Origin of the sequence: Pseudonocardia sp. P1 (assembly GCF_000178675.2) — a bacterium.
In the GTDB taxonomy this organism is placed as follows: Bacteria; Actinomycetota; Actinomycetes; order Mycobacteriales; family Pseudonocardiaceae; genus Pseudonocardia.
In genome coordinates, this window is record NZ_ADUJ02000001.1 from 2,776,812 (window position 1) to 2,792,093 (window position 15,282).

Genomic DNA, 15,282 nt, shown 5'->3' on the forward strand with positions numbered 1-15,282 from the left:
CGGCTACTCCCGGCGGTCGCCGATCCGCCAGACGGCGGCCGCCTGGAGACCGGCAGCGGCGACGAGCAGGACGATCGCCGGCGGGAACCCGCCGAGATCGATCAGCAGCCCCATCACCAGTGGCCCGATCCCGGCCGCGAAGTAGCCGATCCCGAGCCCGAACCCGCTGACGGCCGCGCTGCGCGCCGGCGTCGGCGTCCGCCAGGCGATGACGGTGAGGCCGAGCGGGAACCCGGCCCCGACCCCGATGCCGATCAGCGACGCCCAGAGCCACGGCAGTGGCGTCCCCGGCGCGGGCAGGAACAACGCCCCCAGGGTCCCGGCGAGGCTGCTCAGGACCGTCAGTGACGCCCACAGCTGCCACCTCCGCTGCCGTTCCGCGGCCGCCGGGAACAACAGCGCAGCCGGGATCTGCGCGATGCTCCAGACCGCCAGCAGCAGACCCGCCGCCTGCGGGGACCACCCCTGCTGCTCGTAGAACGGCGACAGCCAGGTCAGCCAGCCGTAGAAGATCGTCGACGACCCGGCGAGGTAGCAGGCGATCCGGCGGGCGAACGGATCGCGCCACGTCCGGAGCTCGTCCCGGACGGTGGTGTCCCCGGCGTCGTCGCCGACCGTGTTCCCGGCCGCCACCGGGGCGGCCCGCCCCATCCGCGACGCGACCGGGATCCACACCGCGACGGCCAGGACGGCGGGCACCGCCCAGACCGCGAGGGAGAACGACCAACCGCCCAGCGCGACGGCGAGCGGCACCGCGACCGCCGACGCGATCGTCGCACCGATCATCATCGAGACGACGTAGGCGCCGGTCACCGCCCCGGCCCGTTCGGCGAGGTGCTCCTTGACCACACCCGTCAGCAGGACGCCCGCAACGCCGATCCCCAGGCCGACCAGCACGCTCCCGCCGATGAGCGCCGGGAGCGCGGCGACGGCACGCAGGAGACTGCCCAGACCGATCGTGGCGACCGCGACACCGAGGAGCCGCTCCCGGCCGACCCGGGCCGCGACCGCGGCGGCCCCGAAAGACCCGGCCGACATCATCAGCACGGCGCCCGCCTGGACCAGTCCGGCGCCGCCCGCCCCGATCCCGAGGTCGGCGCGGGCCGTCTCCAGCAGCGGCGGGTACCCGGCCAGACCGGCACGCAGGTTGACCGCGAGGGCCAGCACCCCGGCGAGGACGAGCCCCGGCCGCACGGCCCGGTGCACGGGCGACGTACCCGCTGACGACGACATCGGCGCAGCTCCCTTGTCCGGCGAAACGATCAGGCCGAGTACCGGGCCCGTCCTCGCCGCACAGCGCGGAGCAGGAGCCCGGCGCGCGGTGCTCAGGTACCGCCGAGGCGCTCCACCGCGGCGTCGATGCGCTCGTCCGGTGCGGTCAGCCCGACGCGGACGTGCCGGGAGCCGGCCGGGCCGTAGAACTCGCCGGGCGCGACGAGGATGCCGAGATCGGCGAGCCGGTCGACGGTGGCTCTGCACTGCTCACCCATGGTGGCCCACAGGTAGAGCCCGGCCTGCGAGTGCTCGATCTCGAGCCCCGCCTTCTCCAGCCCGGCACGCAGGCGGGTACGACGGTCGTCGTAGCGCGCGGCCTGCTCGGTGACGTGGGCGTCGTCCGAGACGGCCGCCTCGAGCGCGGCCTGCACCGGCCGCGGGACGATCATGCCGGCGTGCTTGCGCACCTCCAGCAGACCCGAGACCAGGGCCGGGTCACCGGCGACGAACCCGGCGCGGTACCCGGCCAGGTTCGACACCTTGGACAGCGAGTGCACGGCGAGCAGGCCGGTGACGTCGCCGTCGCAGACGTCGGGGTGCAGCACCGAGCGCGGCGCCGGGTCGGCCTCGCCGGGGAGCCCCAGGTAGCACTCGTCGGACGCGACGACCGCGCCCCGTTCCCGGGCCCACGCGACGACCTTCCGCAGGTGCTCGACCGGAAGGACCCGCCCGGTGGGATTCGACGGCGAGTTCAGCCAGACCAGCCGGACGCGGGCCGGACCGGCCGCGGTCAGGCCGTCGGACCGGACGTGGTCGGCCCCGGCCAGCCGGGCACCCACCTCGTAGGTCGGGTAGGCCAGCTCCGGGATGACGACCGTGTCGCCGCCGGCGAGCCCGAGCAACGTCGGCAGCCAGGCGACCATCTCCTTGGAGCCGATCGTCGGCAGCACCGCCGCCGGGTCGACACCGACCACACCGAAGCGCCGCTGCAGCGAGGCGACGATCGCCTCCCGCAGCGGCGCGGGGCCGTGCGTCGTCGGGTAGCCGGGTTCCCCGGCGGCGGGCCCGGAGAGCGCGTCGCGGACGACCGCGGGGACCGGGTCGACCGGCGTGCCGACCGAGAGGTCGACGATGCCGCCCGGGTGCGCCGCCGCCCGCTCACGCGCCGGGACCAGCGAGTCCCAGGGGAAGTCGGGAAGGTCCAGCCGGCTCACTCGTCGTGTTCCTGCGGGGGCAGGCTCTTGGCCGGCTCCACGTCCATGTCGACCTTCCCGACCTTGGACGCACCGCCCGGCGAACCGAGCTCGTCGAAGAAGTCGACGTTGGCCTTGGTGTAGGCGGCCCACTGGTCCGGGACGTCGTCCTCGTAGTAGATCGCCTCGACGGGGCAGACCGGCTCACACGCACCGCAGTCGACGCACTCGTCGGGGTGGATGTAGAGCATCCGGCCGCCCTCGTAGATGCAGTCCACCGGGCATTCCTCGATGCACGCCTTGTCGAGCAGGTCGACGCAGGGCTCGGCGATCACGTAGGTCACTTCGGTGGTCCTCCACTCGGGCCGCGGGCCCCCGTAGATCATGTGGTGGTGGGGTGCCCGGTCAAACTGGGACTCCCGCAGGTTAACCCGCGACCCCGGCAGGGGCAGGAGTGAGGTGGTCGGCGACATGCTGGACGAGTTGCACGGACGCCGGGTCAGCCTGCGGCACCGCATCGCACCGGGGGGCGCAGCGGGCCCCGGCCTGACCGACGCCGTGGGCGACCTCACCCCCGACGGGCCGGACGGTGTGGTCGTGCACACCCGTTCGGGACCGGTCCGGGTGGCGCGCGACGCCGTCGTCGCCGTGCGGGAGGTGCCACCCGCGCCGACCCGGAGAGCGTCCCGGGCGGCCGTCGCCCGACTTGAACGGCTCCGCTCCGCGGCCTGGCCCGCCCCGGTGCAGGTGGAGCAGGGCGGATGGCTCCTGCGGGCCGCAGGTGGCTACACCAAGCGCGCCAACTCGACGCTCGTGCTCGGCGACCCCGGTGTGCCGCTCGTGACCGCGCTGGACGGGACGACGACGTTCGCCGCCGCCCACGACATCGCCCCGCTGATCCAGGCCCCGGTCGGTTCGCCGTGGTCGAACCGCGTCCGGGAAGCCGGTTGGCAGGTCCTCGACGACCCGGGCGACTGCCTGGTGCTGGTGGCCGCGGTCGACGACCTCGTCCCCGCCGACGAACCCGTACCCGACCTGGCGCCCACCCCGCAGGACGGCTGGTGGTCGGTCGCCGACGAGCCTGTCCCCGAGCCCGGGACGCCGGCGTGGTCGGTCGTCGTCGCCGGCCGGACCGGAGGCCTCGGTGGGGTGGCGCGCCCGGGTGCGCAGAGCAAAGGCGGGGCCGCGGAGGGCCCGGCGCGTCACGGTGTGCAGAGCAAAGGGGCGAAGACAGACCACCCCCACCTCGGCTTCGGCATGATCGTCTCCCAGCGGGACGAGCCCGTCGGGGTCGTCCGGGCCGCGGTCGTCGAGGACCACGTCTACGTCTCCCGGCTGCACGTCCGCCCCGAGCACCGCCGCCGCGGCCTGGCCGGCGATCTCATGCGCAGTGCGCTCGCCTGGGCCCGCGCGCACGGCGCCCGGCACGCGATGCTCGACGTCACCGCCGACAACGACGCCGCCCGCGGGCTCTACGCCCGCGACGGATGGACCGAGCACCACCGCTACCACTATCTGGCTCCGGCGCCCGCCCGCGGCTGATCCCGTGCGCCGGCCTCTCAGCCGCGGGCAGCGAGCCCGCGGCGCTCCAGCCACGTGTGGCCGTGCCGGGCGGCACGCTTGAGCCCCGACCACTCGCCGAGGTACTTCCCGACCACGCCGACGACCGGCAGCAGGCCGATCCACTGATGGTAGAAGCGCCCGTTGGGCCGCTTGTCGAGCTCGTCCTCGACCGACCACAGCGCCCGGCCGAGCCGCCACACGGCGGCCCCGACCCGCTTCAGCGTCGCCCGGGTCCCGAAGCCCGCCAGATCGCCGGTGAGCTCCGAGGCCCGCGTGTCGACCGCCGCGTCCTCCTCGGCCGTGAGGGCCCGCTGGTCCAGCGTGAGTTCGCGCCGGAACAGCACCGACGCCAGCAGCTCCACGAGCCGGTCCTCGTCGCGGACACCGTGCTCGCCGGCGATCGCCACGAGCAGCAGCCCCTCCCCCGCGGCACCGACGGCGTCGGAGACCGGCAGCGTCCGGGCGAGCGCGCCGCCCAGTCCCGGGATCGCCGCGATCAGGGTCGTGAACCGGCCGACCCGGTAGACCCACCAGTGCGCGCGGGCCTCGACGCCCATCCGCGCCCAGGCCGCCGTGCCCGGCACCTGGACCGACGCGAGCGTGTCGAGGATCTTGTCGGCGAGCGAGCGCTCCTCGGGGGTCGGCCCGTCGGCGGAACCGTCCGGGGCCGGGCGGCCCGCGCCCGGCGCCACCCGCGCCCGCAGCCCGAACGGGTCGGACTCGCGCAGCCCGTCGAGGACGGGCCGGGTGGCCCGGACGAACGGCCGCAGCACCGTGACGAGGTAGTCGTCGGGCATCTCGGGCATCGTCTACAGCACCCTCGGTCCGGAATCGGCCACGAGGCCCTCGACGGCCCGCCGGAACGCGACCACACCGGCGGCGGCGCCCGCGACCAGCAACAGGAGCGACTGCCACGTCGCCGGCAGCAGCAGGTCGCCGCCGGGCCCGAACATCCCCAGCACCAACACCGACGCGAACCACAGCAGCACCGGCGCGGCCGCACCGGCCGTCGTCGGGGAGATCTCGGTGACGGTGGTGTGGACGAGCCACGGCAGCGACACCAGGACGACCACCGTCCCCACCGGCACCGGGACCGGCCCGATGTAGAGCATCTGGAACATCAGCTCGAAGGCCGCCAGCAGTACCGAGATCACCACCAGCAGCGCCGCGAACGGCAGCCGGGTCGGGTCGCTCACGTCTCGACTCCCTCGAACAGGTCCGTCTCGGAGGTCCCCGCGTCCGCGCCGTGCAGCACGAACTCCTCCGTACCCAGCAGCGGCTGGACGATCTCGTTGCTCATCGCGAACGCCGTCCACCCGTCCCCGCTGCGCACGTCGATCTGGGTGGTGTGCGCGCGCATCGCCGCGATCCGCTCGTCGTCGTGGGCCGAGACGTCGACCCGCGTCGTGATCGAGGCGGTGTCGTGGCCGGGGTGCTCGTCGGGCTCGGGCCAGCGCAGACCGGTCCGGCCCGGGTCCCCGCCGCAGGCGGTGACCAGCTCGGCGAGGCCCTTGTCGAGCAGCGCGGTGGACCGGACGGCGAAGTACAGCTTGGCGACGACGTCCGGGCGCGCGGCCGCGGCGGCGACCGTCAGTTCGTGCGCACGGACGTGGTCGGGATGCCCGTAGGTCCCGTCCGCCGCGTAGGACACCAGCACCTGCGGCCGGACCGTGTCGACGACGTCGAGCAGCTGGGCCAGCTGGGTCCCGAAGACGTCCGGCGCGGCGAACGCCCGGGGGTGCAGCTCCGGCGGCAGCGCGGCCCGCGTGCCGTGCCCGGCGAGCACCATCCCGGTGTCCCGCCAGCGGCCGGCCCCGCCCAGGTAGCGGTGGTCCGGGCCACCGAGGGCGGTGAGCGCCGCGTCCAGCTCGCGGATCCGGTACCCGCCCAGCTGGTCACCCCGGTCCGGGGCGAGCTCGGCGAGCTCCGGCGGGATCACCTCGCCCTCCTCGCCGAGGGTGCAGGTCACGACGGTGACGCCGGTGTCGGGCTCGGCGGCGTAGCGAGCGATCGTGCCGCCGGTGGTCAGGGTCTCGTCGTCGGGATGTGCGTGGACGAGCAGCAGTCGGCGGGCGGGAGACACCGGGGGAGCTTACGAGGCGGTGATCGTCCGGGGCGCGACGGATCCGGGTAGCGGGTACGCGGCCGCCTCACCCTCGGCGGGCGGGACCGGCACCGACGCGCCGGTCAGCGGGACCGTCGGCACGGCCGTCGACGCCAGACCGGCGGGTTCGATCCCCCCGCGCACCAGCAGGTCACCGAGCGCCGCGATCATCGCGCCGTTGTCGGTGCACAGCCGCGGCGCGGGGACCCGCAGGGTGATCCCCGCGCCGGCGCAGGCCCGCTCCATCTCCGCACGCAGGACCCGGTTCGCCGCGACGCCGCCGACCATGAGCAGGGTGTCGGCGCCGCGTTCGCGGCAGGCCCGCAACGCCTTGCGCACCAGCACGTCGACGACGGCCATCTGGAACGACGCCGCGACGTCCGCGACCGGGAGCGCGCGGCCCGCGTCCTGGGCGGCCTCGACGTGCCGGGCGACGGCGGTCTTGAGCCCGGAGAAGGAGAACCCGAACGCCGCGTCGCGCGGGCCCGTCATCGGCCGCGGGAACGCGATCGCCGCCGGATCACCCTCGAGCGCGGCACGGGACACCGACGGCCCGCCAGGGTAGGGCAGGCCGAGCAGCCGGGCGACCTTGTCGAAGGCCTCCCCCGCCGCGTCGTCGACGGTGTCGCCGAGGTGCTCGACCGGGTCCCGGGCGAGGTCGCCGAGCGACAGCAGCGAGGTGTGCCCGCCGGAGACGATCAGGCAGACGCAGCGGTCCGGGAGCGGTCCGTGCTCCAGCACGTCGACGGCCGCGTGACCGGCCAGGTGGTGCACCCCGTACAGCGGGACGTCCAGTGCGGCCGCGTACGCCTTCGCCGCGGCGACCCCGACGTGCAGCGCCGGCGAGAGTCCCGGCCCTGCGGTGACGGCGACGGCGTCGACGTCGGACAGCGCGACCCCGGCCGACTCGACGGCCGCCCGGACCATCGGTACGACGGCGCTCACGTGGGCGCGGGCCGCGACCTCGGGGACGACCCCGCCGAAGCGGGCGTGCTCGTCCGCCGACGACGCCAGGCCCTCACCGAGCAGCACACCGTCCCGGACGAGACCGGCCCCGGTCTCGTCGCACGACGTCTCGATCCCCAGCACCAGCGACACGCCGGGCATTCTCCCAGCCCGGCGTGCCGCCGCGACGCCAGCCCTCAGGCGCGCACGACCTCGCGCTCCTCGGCGAAGTGGCAGGCCACCTGGTGCGAGGGCCCGGACCCGATCTGCAGCACCGGCCTGTCGTCGATGCAGCGCTGCTTGTCGGCGTCGGACAGCTCCAGGTGCTTCCAGCAACGGGTGCGGAACCGGCAGCCCGACGGCGGGTCGGCCGGGTTCGGCACGTCCCCGGTCAGCACGATCCGCTCCCGCGAGCGCTCCACCGCCGGGTCCGGGATCGGGACGGCCGAGATCAGCGCCTGCGTGTAGGGGTGCTGCGGCCGGTCGAACAGGTCGTCCCGGTCGGCGACCTCCACGACGTTGCCCAGGTACATCACCGCGACCCGGTCCGAGATGTGCCGGACCACCGACAGGTCGTGCGCGATGAACAGGTAGGTCAGCCCGAAGTCGCGCTGCAGCCGCTCCAGCAGGTTCAGGACCTGCGCCTGGATGGAGACGTCGAGCGCGGAGACCGGCTCGTCGAGCACGACGAACTTCGGGTTGAGCGCGATCGCCCTGGCGATGCCGACCCGCTGGCGCTGCCCGCCGGAGAACTCGTGCGGGTAGCGCTCCGCGTACTCGGCGGACAGGCCGACGGTCTCCAGCAGCTCCGGGATCGTCTGGTCGGTGAGTTCGCCGCCGAGCAGCTCGTACTTCTCGGACAGGATGGAGCGCACCGTCATCCGCGGGTTCAGCGACGCGTACGGGTCCTGGAAGACGATCTGCATGTCCTCCCGGGCGGTCCGCAGGTCCTGCTGGGACAGCGCGGTGACGTCACGCCCGTTGACGTGCACGGTGCCCGCGGTGGGCTCGTGCAGCCGCAGGATCGCCCGGGCCGCGGTCGACTTGCCGCAGCCGGACTCGCCGACCAGCGACAGCGTCCGCCCCTCCGGGATCTCCAGGTCGATGCCGTCGACGGCCTGGACGACGCCGACGGTGCGCTGGAACAGCACCCCCGAGCGGATCGGGAACTTCTTGGTCAGTCCGTCGGTGCGCAGCATCGGCTCGCCGGCCGCGTCGGCACCCGCGGCGTGCTCGACGGGGGCCGCGGGCTCCCGCGGGGTCGCGACGGCCTCGGCGACCCGGTCGGCGTGCAGGCACGCGTGCGCGTGCCCCGGCCGGTCGGTGATCTGCAGCAGCTCCGGGACGGTCTCCGCGCAGGCGGCGGTGGCGAACCGGCACCGCGGGTGGAACGCGCAGCCCGACGGGACGTGCGCCAGGTTCGGCGGCTGCCCCGGGATCGGCTCCAGCTTCTCCGGCCGGGCCTGGTCCATCCGGGCCAGCGACGACAGCAGCCCGTAGGTGTAGGCGTGCCGCGGCTCGGCGAAGATCTCGTCGTTCGTCCCGGTCTCGACGACCTTGCCGCCGTACATGACCATGATCCGGTCGGCGTGCGCGGCGACCAGGCCCAGGTCGTGCGTGATGAGCACGATGGCGGTGTCGCGCTGCTCCTGCAGTTCCTCGAGCAGGTTCATGATCTGTGCCTGGACCGTGACGTCCAGCGCGGTGGTCGGCTCGTCGGCGAGCAGCACCTTGGGGTCGTTGGCCAGCGCCATCGCGATCATCGCGCGCTGCCGCATGCCGCCGGAGAACTCGTGCGGGTACTGCGCCGCCCGGGTCGCCGGATTCGGGATGCCGACCTCTCCGAGCAGGTCGACGGCCCGGCGGCGCGCGGTGACCTTGCCTGCCTGCCGGTCGTGCGCCCGGATCATCTCGGCGATCTGATCGCCGACCTTGTAGACCGGGTTCAGCGCGGTCAGCGGGTCCTGGAAGATCATCGCGATGTCCTTGCCGCGCAGCGCGCGCTGCTCGGACTCGGGCATCGTCAGCAACGAGCGGCCCTCCAGCAGCACCTCGCCGCTGGGGAACGTCGCGGGCGGGGCCGGGACGAGCCCCATCAGGCTCATCGCCGACACCGACTTGCCGGAGCCGGACTCGCCGACGATCGCGAGGGTCTCGCCGCGGTCGACGTGCCAGCTGACGCCGTCGACGGCCTTGACCAGGCCGCCGTCGGTCTCGAAGTGCACCCGCAGGTCGCGGACCTCGAGCATGTGCTCGCTCATCTCAGTTCCCCCCGCGCAGCTTCGGGTCGAGTGCGTCGCGCAGCCCGTCGCCGACGAAGGCGAACCCGAGCGTCGTGAGCATGATCGCCAGGGACGGGAACAGCCACAGGTGCGTGACCCCGTCCGCGGACAGGTACCGGGCGGCGGACGCGATCAGGCGTCCCCACTCCGGCACGTCCGGCGGGACACCGACGCCCAGCCAGGACAGCGACGCCATCGCCACGACCGTCACGCCGATGCTGGTCAGCGAGTAGACGAGCACCGGGGCGACGGCGTTGGGCAGGATGTGGCGGCGCAGGATCCGCCCGGTGCCCGCGCCGATCGAGCGGGCCGCCTCGACGTACTCGGCCTCGCGCAGCGCCAGCACCTGCCCGCGCATCAGGCGCGCCGTCGTCATCCAGCCCAGCGCCACCAGCGCGATGATCACCGGGACGACGCCGTTGCCGGTCGCCCGCACGATGACGATCGCGCCGACCAGCGCGGGGAACGCCAGGAAGATGTCGATGATCCGGCCGATCACCGAGTCCCAGGCACCGCCCTTGAACCCGGCCACCGCGCCCAGGGTCAGGCCGAGCAGCAGCGAGAACAGCACCGTCGAGACGCCGACGATCATCGCCAGCCGGGTGCCGTAGATGACGCCCGAGTAGAGGTCGCGGCCCAGCACGTCGGTGCCGAAGAAGTGGTCGGCCGACGGCGGCTGCAGCGTGTTGAGCAGGTTCTGCTCGAACGGGTCGTAGGGCGTCGAGAACGGCGAGACGATCGCGACGACGACCAGGAAGGCCACGATCACCAGGCCGGCCATCGCCAGCTTGTTCCGCCGGTAGCGGCGCCAGATCTCGGTGAACTGGCCGGGGCCCTGCGGGCGGCCGACCGGCCCGGCTGCCGGGACGCCCGGGAGCGCCGACGACGGGTCGGCGTCCGACGGGGTGCCCGGGGTCGAGGTGGGCGCGGAGGTGGTCGCGCCGCTGGAGGGTGGTGGGTTCATGAGGGATCGCCTCGCGTGGGTTCGGGACCGGTCCGCTGCGACGCCGGAGCGTCAGTTCAGCCGGATCCGCGGGTCGAGGTAGGCGTACAGGATGTCGACGATCAGGCTCAGCACGACGTACGCGATCACCGTGTAGATGACGACGGCCATGATCACCGGCGCGTTGTTGTTCACGATCGCCCGCGAGAGCAGGTAGCCCACGCCGTTGTACTGGAACACGGTCTCGGTGATGATCGCGCCGCCGACGTAGGAGCCCAGTGTGAGGCCGACGAACGTGACGACCGGCAGCAGTGAGTTGCGGACCGCGTGCCTGCCGAGCACGGTGCGTTCCGGCAGCCCCTTGGCCCGGGCGGTGCGCACGTAGTCGGCGCGCAGCACCTCGAGCATCGACCCGCGCATCAGCCGGGCGACGAACGCCGCCTCGATGACGGCGAGGGTGAAGGCGGGCAGCAGCACGTCGAAGTACCAGGGCACCTCGACGGTGAAGCTGCGCGGCACCGGCGGGAACGGCCCGATCCCGGAGACGTTCGCGACCAGGAAGATCGCGAGGACGAAGACCGGGATGCCGATCATGACCGTGGTCAGGACGGTGACGAGCGCGTCCCAGAACGAGTAACGCCTGACGGCGGCCAGGATGCCGGCGCTGACCCCGAACAGCAGCAGGAACAGCATCGCGACGAGCCCGAGGATGATCGTGTTCGGGAGCACGGCGCCGATCAGCTCGGTGACCGGGCGGCGCTGGTCGAAGTCGATGCCGAGGTCGCCTGTGAACAGGTTCCCCAGGTAGTGCAGGAACTGGATCACCAGCGGCTGGTCCATGCCGAACTTGGCGCGGTTGAGGGCGGCGACCTCGGGCGGGACGGCCTTCTCCCCGGTCGAGGCGAAGGGGTCACCGAGCGCGAAGGTGGCCAGGAAGATCAGGAGTGCGGCGACGACGACGACCAGGATCCCCTGGAGCACGCGCCGGGTGATGAAGCGACCCATGTGGTGGTTTTCCCGTCAGCAGCGGACCCCGTGCCGGGCCCGCACCGCCGGATCGCGGCGGTGCGGGCCCGGCCCGTGGGTCACTTGAGGGTGATGGTCTCCAGCGTCGGGTTCTCGTAGAAGTCCATGCCGAGGTTGGCGAACTTCTCCGTGTTGATCAGCCGGTACTGCTGGCGCTCGAACATCGGGATGAGGGCGAGGTCGTCCCCGATCGCGATCTTCTCGGCCTGCTTGTACAGGTCGTCGCGCTGCGCCTCGTCCTTGGTGGCCGAGGCCTGGTCCATCAGCCGGTCGAACTCCGGGTTGGAGTAGCGGCCCCGGTTGTCGCCCAGCGCCGGGTCGTTCGGCGACGCGGCGCCGATCGAGCGGGTGGCCAGCAGCGGCGTCAGGAAGTTCGCCGCGGTCGGGTAGTCGGCGCTCCAGGCGAGACGCGAGATGCCGGTCACGGTCGGCGACTGCTGGTTGTCCAGCAGGTCACGGAACGGCACGCCCTCGTAGTTGACCTTGATACCGAGGTTCTGCTCGATCTGCTGGCGCACCGCGGCGGTCCACTCCTCGTGCCCGCCACCGGTGTTGAACTGGAAGTTGATCTCGGTACCGGGCTGGAAGCCGGCCTCCTGGGCGAGCTGCTTGGCCCGCTCCGGGTCGAACGTGCACGCGTCGCAGACGCCCGGCTGGTAGGTCTGCGGGAACGCCGGCGGCACGAACGCGGTGGCCGGGGACTGCCCGCCCTGGAAGACGCCCGCGGTGATCGCGGCCCGGTCGATGGCCATCGAGACGGCCTTGCGCGCCGCGACCGTGTCCAGCGGCGGCTTGGTCACGTTGACGACCAGGAAGTTGATGCCCGCCGTCTTGCGGGACAGCCACTTGCCCTGCGGGTCGAACTCGGCCTGCGCCTGCTGGTAGACGGGCGTGGGCATCCGGGCCCAGTCGAACTGGCCGTTGCGGAAGCCGTTGTACTCGGTGTCCGCACCGGTGTCGGCCGGGGTGATGGTGATCTCGACGGCGTCGAGGTTGGCCTTCTCGCCCGCCGTGTAGGCGTCGTTGCGGACCAGGCGGATGCCCTGGTCGTGCCGCCACGCGCCGTCCATCTTGAACGGGCCGTTGCCGATCGGCAGGTCGTTGTAGGTCGCGTTGTCGGCGCCACCGGCCACGGTCGGGATCGGGGACAGCGCGGGGTGCGCGGTGCGGAGCTCGAACTCGCAGTTCGGCTCCTTCAGCGACACGACCAGCGAGTTCGGGTCGGTCGCGTTCACGCCGGACAGCTGCTGGGCCGTACCGGCCTGCATCTCGTCATAGCCCTGGACCTGGTCCAGGTGGTACGAGACCTCGGAGGCCGACGCCTTCGCGCTGGTGCGCTCCCACCCGCGCTTGAACGACGCCGAGGTCAGCGCCTCACCGTTCGAGAACGTCTGGTTCGGCTTGAGGGCGAAGGTCCACTGCGTGCAGTTGTCGTTCGACTCCCAGGACTGGGCGACACCCGGGTACTCGTCACCGTTCGGCTGCACCTGCACGAGGCCGGTGAACAGCTGCTTGGCGACCAGCGAGCCCTCGGACTCCTGCACGTTGTACGGGTCGATCGCGGTCGGCTCGGTGATGCCGAGCCGGAAGATCCCGCCCGGCTTGCCGGGCACCTGCTCGGGAACGGGCGTCTCCGGGAACCCGGCGCCGGCCTGCGCGGCATCCCCCGAGGTCCCCGTGTTGCTCTGCTGGCTGCAGCCGGTGAGGACGAGCCCCACCACCGCGGTCAGGGCGATGGCCGAGGCGGCCGCCCTTCTACCCCTCATCTGTCGTGCCTCTCGAAATCGGTGGGCGCACGCCGGTGTGGCACCCGCTCGGGACCGGACGGCTCCCCGGATGTACTGCCGGGTAACCGCCCGAGAGGACGCTAGGAATGGCGTTCCTCCGGCCGCGACGCCGGTGGTCGATCGTGACCAAAGGGTGACCTCCGATCGACGTAACACCGTCGCGAACGGACGGGACAGTAACAACGGGAGAGGCGCGTTCCCAGGGGTCCGATGCACTTCGAAACCTGTTTGGTACACACGTACCACTAGCCGTCACGGAAGCGGGACGCAGCGCACCCTCCGGGTGCCGGATCAGGCGTCAGTTGCCGCGGTCGCCCGGCTGCGTCGACATCTCCTCCTCGGCGGAGCCCTCCGGCTCGGCCCAGGTCCGCGCACCCGTCATCGGACCGCTCTGGATCGGCCCCGGCGTCACCCGGGTGGCCGCGTCGGTCTCCCGGTTGCTGATCACCAGGCCCTGCGCCTGGAACAGCGGCAGCGCCGGCAGCTGGCGCCACAGGACCCGCTCCGCCTCGCCGACGACGGCCGGATCGGCGTCACCGACCAGCAGCTCGTCGAGCAGCGGCTGCAGCGCCGGGAAGCACGACGTTCCGGGCAGGTCCTCCGGGAGGTCACCGGGAGGGCAGCCGTAGTCGGAGTCCAGCCGCGGCCCGATCTCCCCGTACGCCGGCCGCGGCGCGACCAGCAGGTCGACCGCGACCTGGGACGCGTCGTCGGAGTCGCTCGACGACGAGGTCGGGCTCGACGACGTCGTGGGCGCCTGCTCCCCCGGCGCCCCGCCGGGGGCCGGGGCGGGCGTGGGAGCCGGCGTCGGCGTGATCGTCGAGGCCGACGTCGGCGTCGGCGTCGTCGGGGCGACGCTCGCGTTCGAGAGCAGGTCCGTCGCCGACGGCGCGACGACCGTCGACCCGATCCCGGCGACCCGGAGCTGTTCGGCGACGACGCGGGCGATCTCGACGTCCTCGCTGCGTTCCGCGCCCGCACCGATCACGATCGACAGCGGCCGGCCGCCGAGCGTCCAGCGCCCGTCGGCACCGCGCACGTAGCCGGCCTCGGTGAAGGCCCGCTCCGCGACCGCCGGATCGGGACGCCCGGGGGCGCCCGCGGGAGCCGTCGGCGCGTAGCCCGCGTCGGAGGGGGCGAACCCGAACGCGTCCACCGGGACCGAGTCCGGGCTGACCCGTTCGCGGATCGCGCCGCGGTCCAGGCTCGCCGCGATGCCCTCGCGCACCCGCGGGTCGGCGAGCGGCCCGTCCTGGGTGCGGAACGCGAGCTGCTGCACCGACGGGCGCGGGGCGCTCTGGACCGTCGGGGGCTCCGGGGAGCGCGCCAGCACGTCGAGCGCCTGGGTGATCTCCGGCCGGGCGTCGGGCAGGGCCAGGTCGATGCCCTGGCTCTCCAACGCGGTAGGGAGGGTGTCGGCCGGGATCCGGCGCAGGACGAACTCGTCGAGCACCGCCGGCGTGTCCCAGTAGGGGTCGTTGCGGACGAGCAGCACCTCACCGCGCAGCCGGTCGACCTGCATCAGGCGGAACGGGCCACCCGCGGCGGGAGTGCCGTTCGCGAACGGCGCGGTCCAGCCACCGGGGGCGTCCTTGAGCAGGTGCGCGGGCAGCAGGTTGTCGAACAGCTCCTGCCAGTGCGGGTAGGGCTCGCGGAAGACGACGTCGACGGCCTTGCCCGCGGCGCGCGACCGGACGTCGGTGATCTCCCGGTAGCCGGCGGCGCCGATGGTGTTGGGCTGGCTGCGCATCTGCTGCCAGAGGTAGACGAAGTCCTCGGCGGCGATCGGCGCGCCGGTCGACCAGCCGGCCTCGACGTTGAGCTCGTAGCTGACCGTGAACGGGCTCTGGGAGGTGACCTTCGCGTCGGTGGCGACCGTCCGGTCGAGCTGCCGGACGCCCTGCGCGTCGGGCCGGAACACCGACGGCATCGTCATCGCGGCGATCGCCGTGGTCGCCGTCGACTGGTCCGACCGCAGGTGCGGGTTGAACCCGGCGCCCAGGTCGTCGATCCCCGCCACGACCCGGCTCGGGGTCGTCACGGGTTCGGCCGGCTGGTCGATGTCCGGCGGAGGTGCCGGCTGCGGGTCCGCGGAGCAGGCGGTCAGCGCCAGCAGGCCGGCCAGCAGCAGCGCGGGGAGCGCTCGGATCGGTCGACGTGCTCTCACGTCGGCAGTATCCCCGTCCGGTCCTCCCGGCCCGGCGGACGGGGTCCGTCGGCGGGT

The 15,282-nt window shown here is 73.3% G+C and carries 13 protein-coding genes; 1 reads left to right on the forward strand and 12 read right to left on the reverse strand.

Translation table 11 applies throughout. The features are described 5' to 3' along the window. Window positions 1–3: 3 nt before the first annotated feature. From PP1_RS12385 to fdxA, 3 genes are all read right to left on the reverse strand, one after another. Window positions 4–1,233: an MFS transporter gene (locus PP1_RS12385; protein WP_050802544.1), complete on the reverse strand. Its 1,230-nt coding sequence runs from the start codon at window positions 1,231–1,233 to the stop codon at window positions 4–6. A gap of 92 nt (window positions 1,234–1,325) precedes the next feature. After that, window positions 1,326–2,429, reverse strand: coding sequence for a succinyldiaminopimelate transaminase (dapC, locus tag PP1_RS12390; protein ID WP_010241580.1), 1,104 nt, complete (start codon window positions 2,427–2,429; stop codon window positions 1,326–1,328). Then, window positions 2,426–2,752, reverse strand: coding sequence for a ferredoxin (gene fdxA / locus PP1_RS12395; RefSeq protein ID WP_010241582.1), 327 nt, complete (start codon window positions 2,750–2,752; stop codon window positions 2,426–2,428). The genes dapC and fdxA overlap by 4 nt, the downstream gene beginning before the upstream one ends. Window positions 2,753–2,879: 127 nt before the next feature. Here fdxA and PP1_RS12400 point away from each other — a divergent pair, with 127 nt between their 5' ends. Continuing rightward, window positions 2,880–3,950 (forward strand): GNAT family N-acetyltransferase, encoded by a 1,071-nt coding sequence (locus tag PP1_RS12400; RefSeq protein ID WP_139323773.1) that lies wholly within the window; start codon window positions 2,880–2,882, stop codon window positions 3,948–3,950. A 17-nt stretch (window positions 3,951–3,967) separates the two neighbouring features. On the opposite strand, the gene PP1_RS12405 is transcribed toward PP1_RS12400, so the two are convergent. The 9 genes from PP1_RS12405 to PP1_RS12445 form a co-directional block, all read right to left on the reverse strand. Further along, window positions 3,968–4,777 carry a hypothetical protein gene (locus PP1_RS12405; RefSeq protein ID WP_010241584.1) on the reverse strand — a complete coding sequence of 270 codons (810 nt, stop codon included), beginning with the start codon at window positions 4,775–4,777 and terminating at the stop codon, window positions 3,968–3,970. A gap of 3 nt (window positions 4,778–4,780) precedes the next feature. After that, window positions 4,781–5,167 carry a hypothetical protein gene (locus tag PP1_RS12410; RefSeq protein WP_010241585.1) on the reverse strand — a complete coding sequence of 129 codons (387 nt, stop codon included), beginning with the start codon at window positions 5,165–5,167 and terminating at the stop codon, window positions 4,781–4,783. Beyond that, window positions 5,164–6,054 (reverse strand): N-acetyl-1-D-myo-inositol-2-amino-2-deoxy-alpha-D-glucopyranoside deacetylase, encoded by an 891-nt coding sequence (mshB, locus tag PP1_RS12415; RefSeq protein ID WP_010241586.1) that lies wholly within the window; start codon window positions 6,052–6,054, stop codon window positions 5,164–5,166. Before mshB ends, PP1_RS12410 begins: the two co-directional genes overlap by 4 nt. A gap of 9 nt (window positions 6,055–6,063) precedes the next feature. Then, the gene (gene tsaD, locus PP1_RS12420; protein WP_050802545.1) at window positions 6,064–7,182 is read right to left on the reverse strand and encodes a tRNA (adenosine(37)-N6)-threonylcarbamoyltransferase complex transferase subunit TsaD; all 1,119 of its coding nucleotides are present in this window, start codon (window positions 7,180–7,182) and stop codon (window positions 6,064–6,066) included. 35 nt (window positions 7,183–7,217) lie between these two features. Next, the gene (locus PP1_RS12425; protein WP_050802546.1) at window positions 7,218–9,281 is read right to left on the reverse strand and encodes an ABC transporter ATP-binding protein; all 2,064 of its coding nucleotides are present in this window, start codon (window positions 9,279–9,281) and stop codon (window positions 7,218–7,220) included. Between the two features lies 1 nt (window position 9,282). Next, window positions 9,283–10,266 (reverse strand): ABC transporter permease, encoded by a 984-nt coding sequence (locus PP1_RS12430; RefSeq protein ID WP_010241592.1) that lies wholly within the window; start codon window positions 10,264–10,266, stop codon window positions 9,283–9,285. Window positions 10,267–10,317: 51 nt separating this feature from the next. Continuing rightward, on the reverse strand, window positions 10,318–11,250 hold the full coding sequence (locus PP1_RS12435) for an ABC transporter permease (protein ID WP_010241593.1): 933 nt from the start codon (window positions 11,248–11,250) through the stop codon (window positions 10,318–10,320). Window positions 11,251–11,330: 80 nt separating this feature from the next. Continuing rightward, on the reverse strand, window positions 11,331–13,037 hold the full coding sequence (locus PP1_RS12440; protein ID WP_050802547.1) for a peptide ABC transporter substrate-binding protein: 1,707 nt from the start codon (window positions 13,035–13,037) through the stop codon (window positions 11,331–11,333). A 319-nt stretch (window positions 13,038–13,356) separates the two neighbouring features. Continuing rightward, complete coding sequence (locus PP1_RS12445) at window positions 13,357–15,225, reverse strand: ABC transporter substrate-binding protein (protein WP_010241596.1); 1,869 nt, start codon at window positions 15,223–15,225, stop codon at window positions 13,357–13,359. Window positions 15,226–15,282 lie beyond the last annotated feature (57 nt).

Coding starts and splice junctions, on each gene's coding strand:
- PP1_RS12400 (WP_139323773.1), top strand. CDS start 2,880: ATGCTGGACGAGTTGCACGGACGCCGGGTCAGCCTGCGGCACCGCATC.
- PP1_RS12425 (WP_050802546.1), bottom strand. CDS start 9,281: ATGAGCGAGCACATGCTCGAGGTCCGCGACCTGCGGGTGCACTTCGAG.
- PP1_RS12405 (WP_010241584.1), bottom strand. CDS start 4,777: ATGCCCGAGATGCCCGACGACTACCTCGTCACGGTGCTGCGGCCGTTC.
- tsaD (WP_050802545.1), bottom strand. CDS start 7,182: ATGCCCGGCGTGTCGCTGGTGCTGGGGATCGAGACGTCGTGCGACGAG.
- PP1_RS12430 (WP_010241592.1), bottom strand. CDS start 10,266: ATGAACCCACCACCCTCCAGCGGCGCGACCACCTCCGCGCCCACCTCG.
- PP1_RS12385 (WP_050802544.1), bottom strand. CDS start 1,233: ATGTCGTCGTCAGCGGGTACGTCGCCCGTGCACCGGGCCGTGCGGCCG.
- PP1_RS12435 (WP_010241593.1), bottom strand. CDS start 11,250: ATGGGTCGCTTCATCACCCGGCGCGTGCTCCAGGGGATCCTGGTCGTC.
- PP1_RS12440 (WP_050802547.1), bottom strand. CDS start 13,037: ATGAGGGGTAGAAGGGCGGCCGCCTCGGCCATCGCCCTGACCGCGGTG.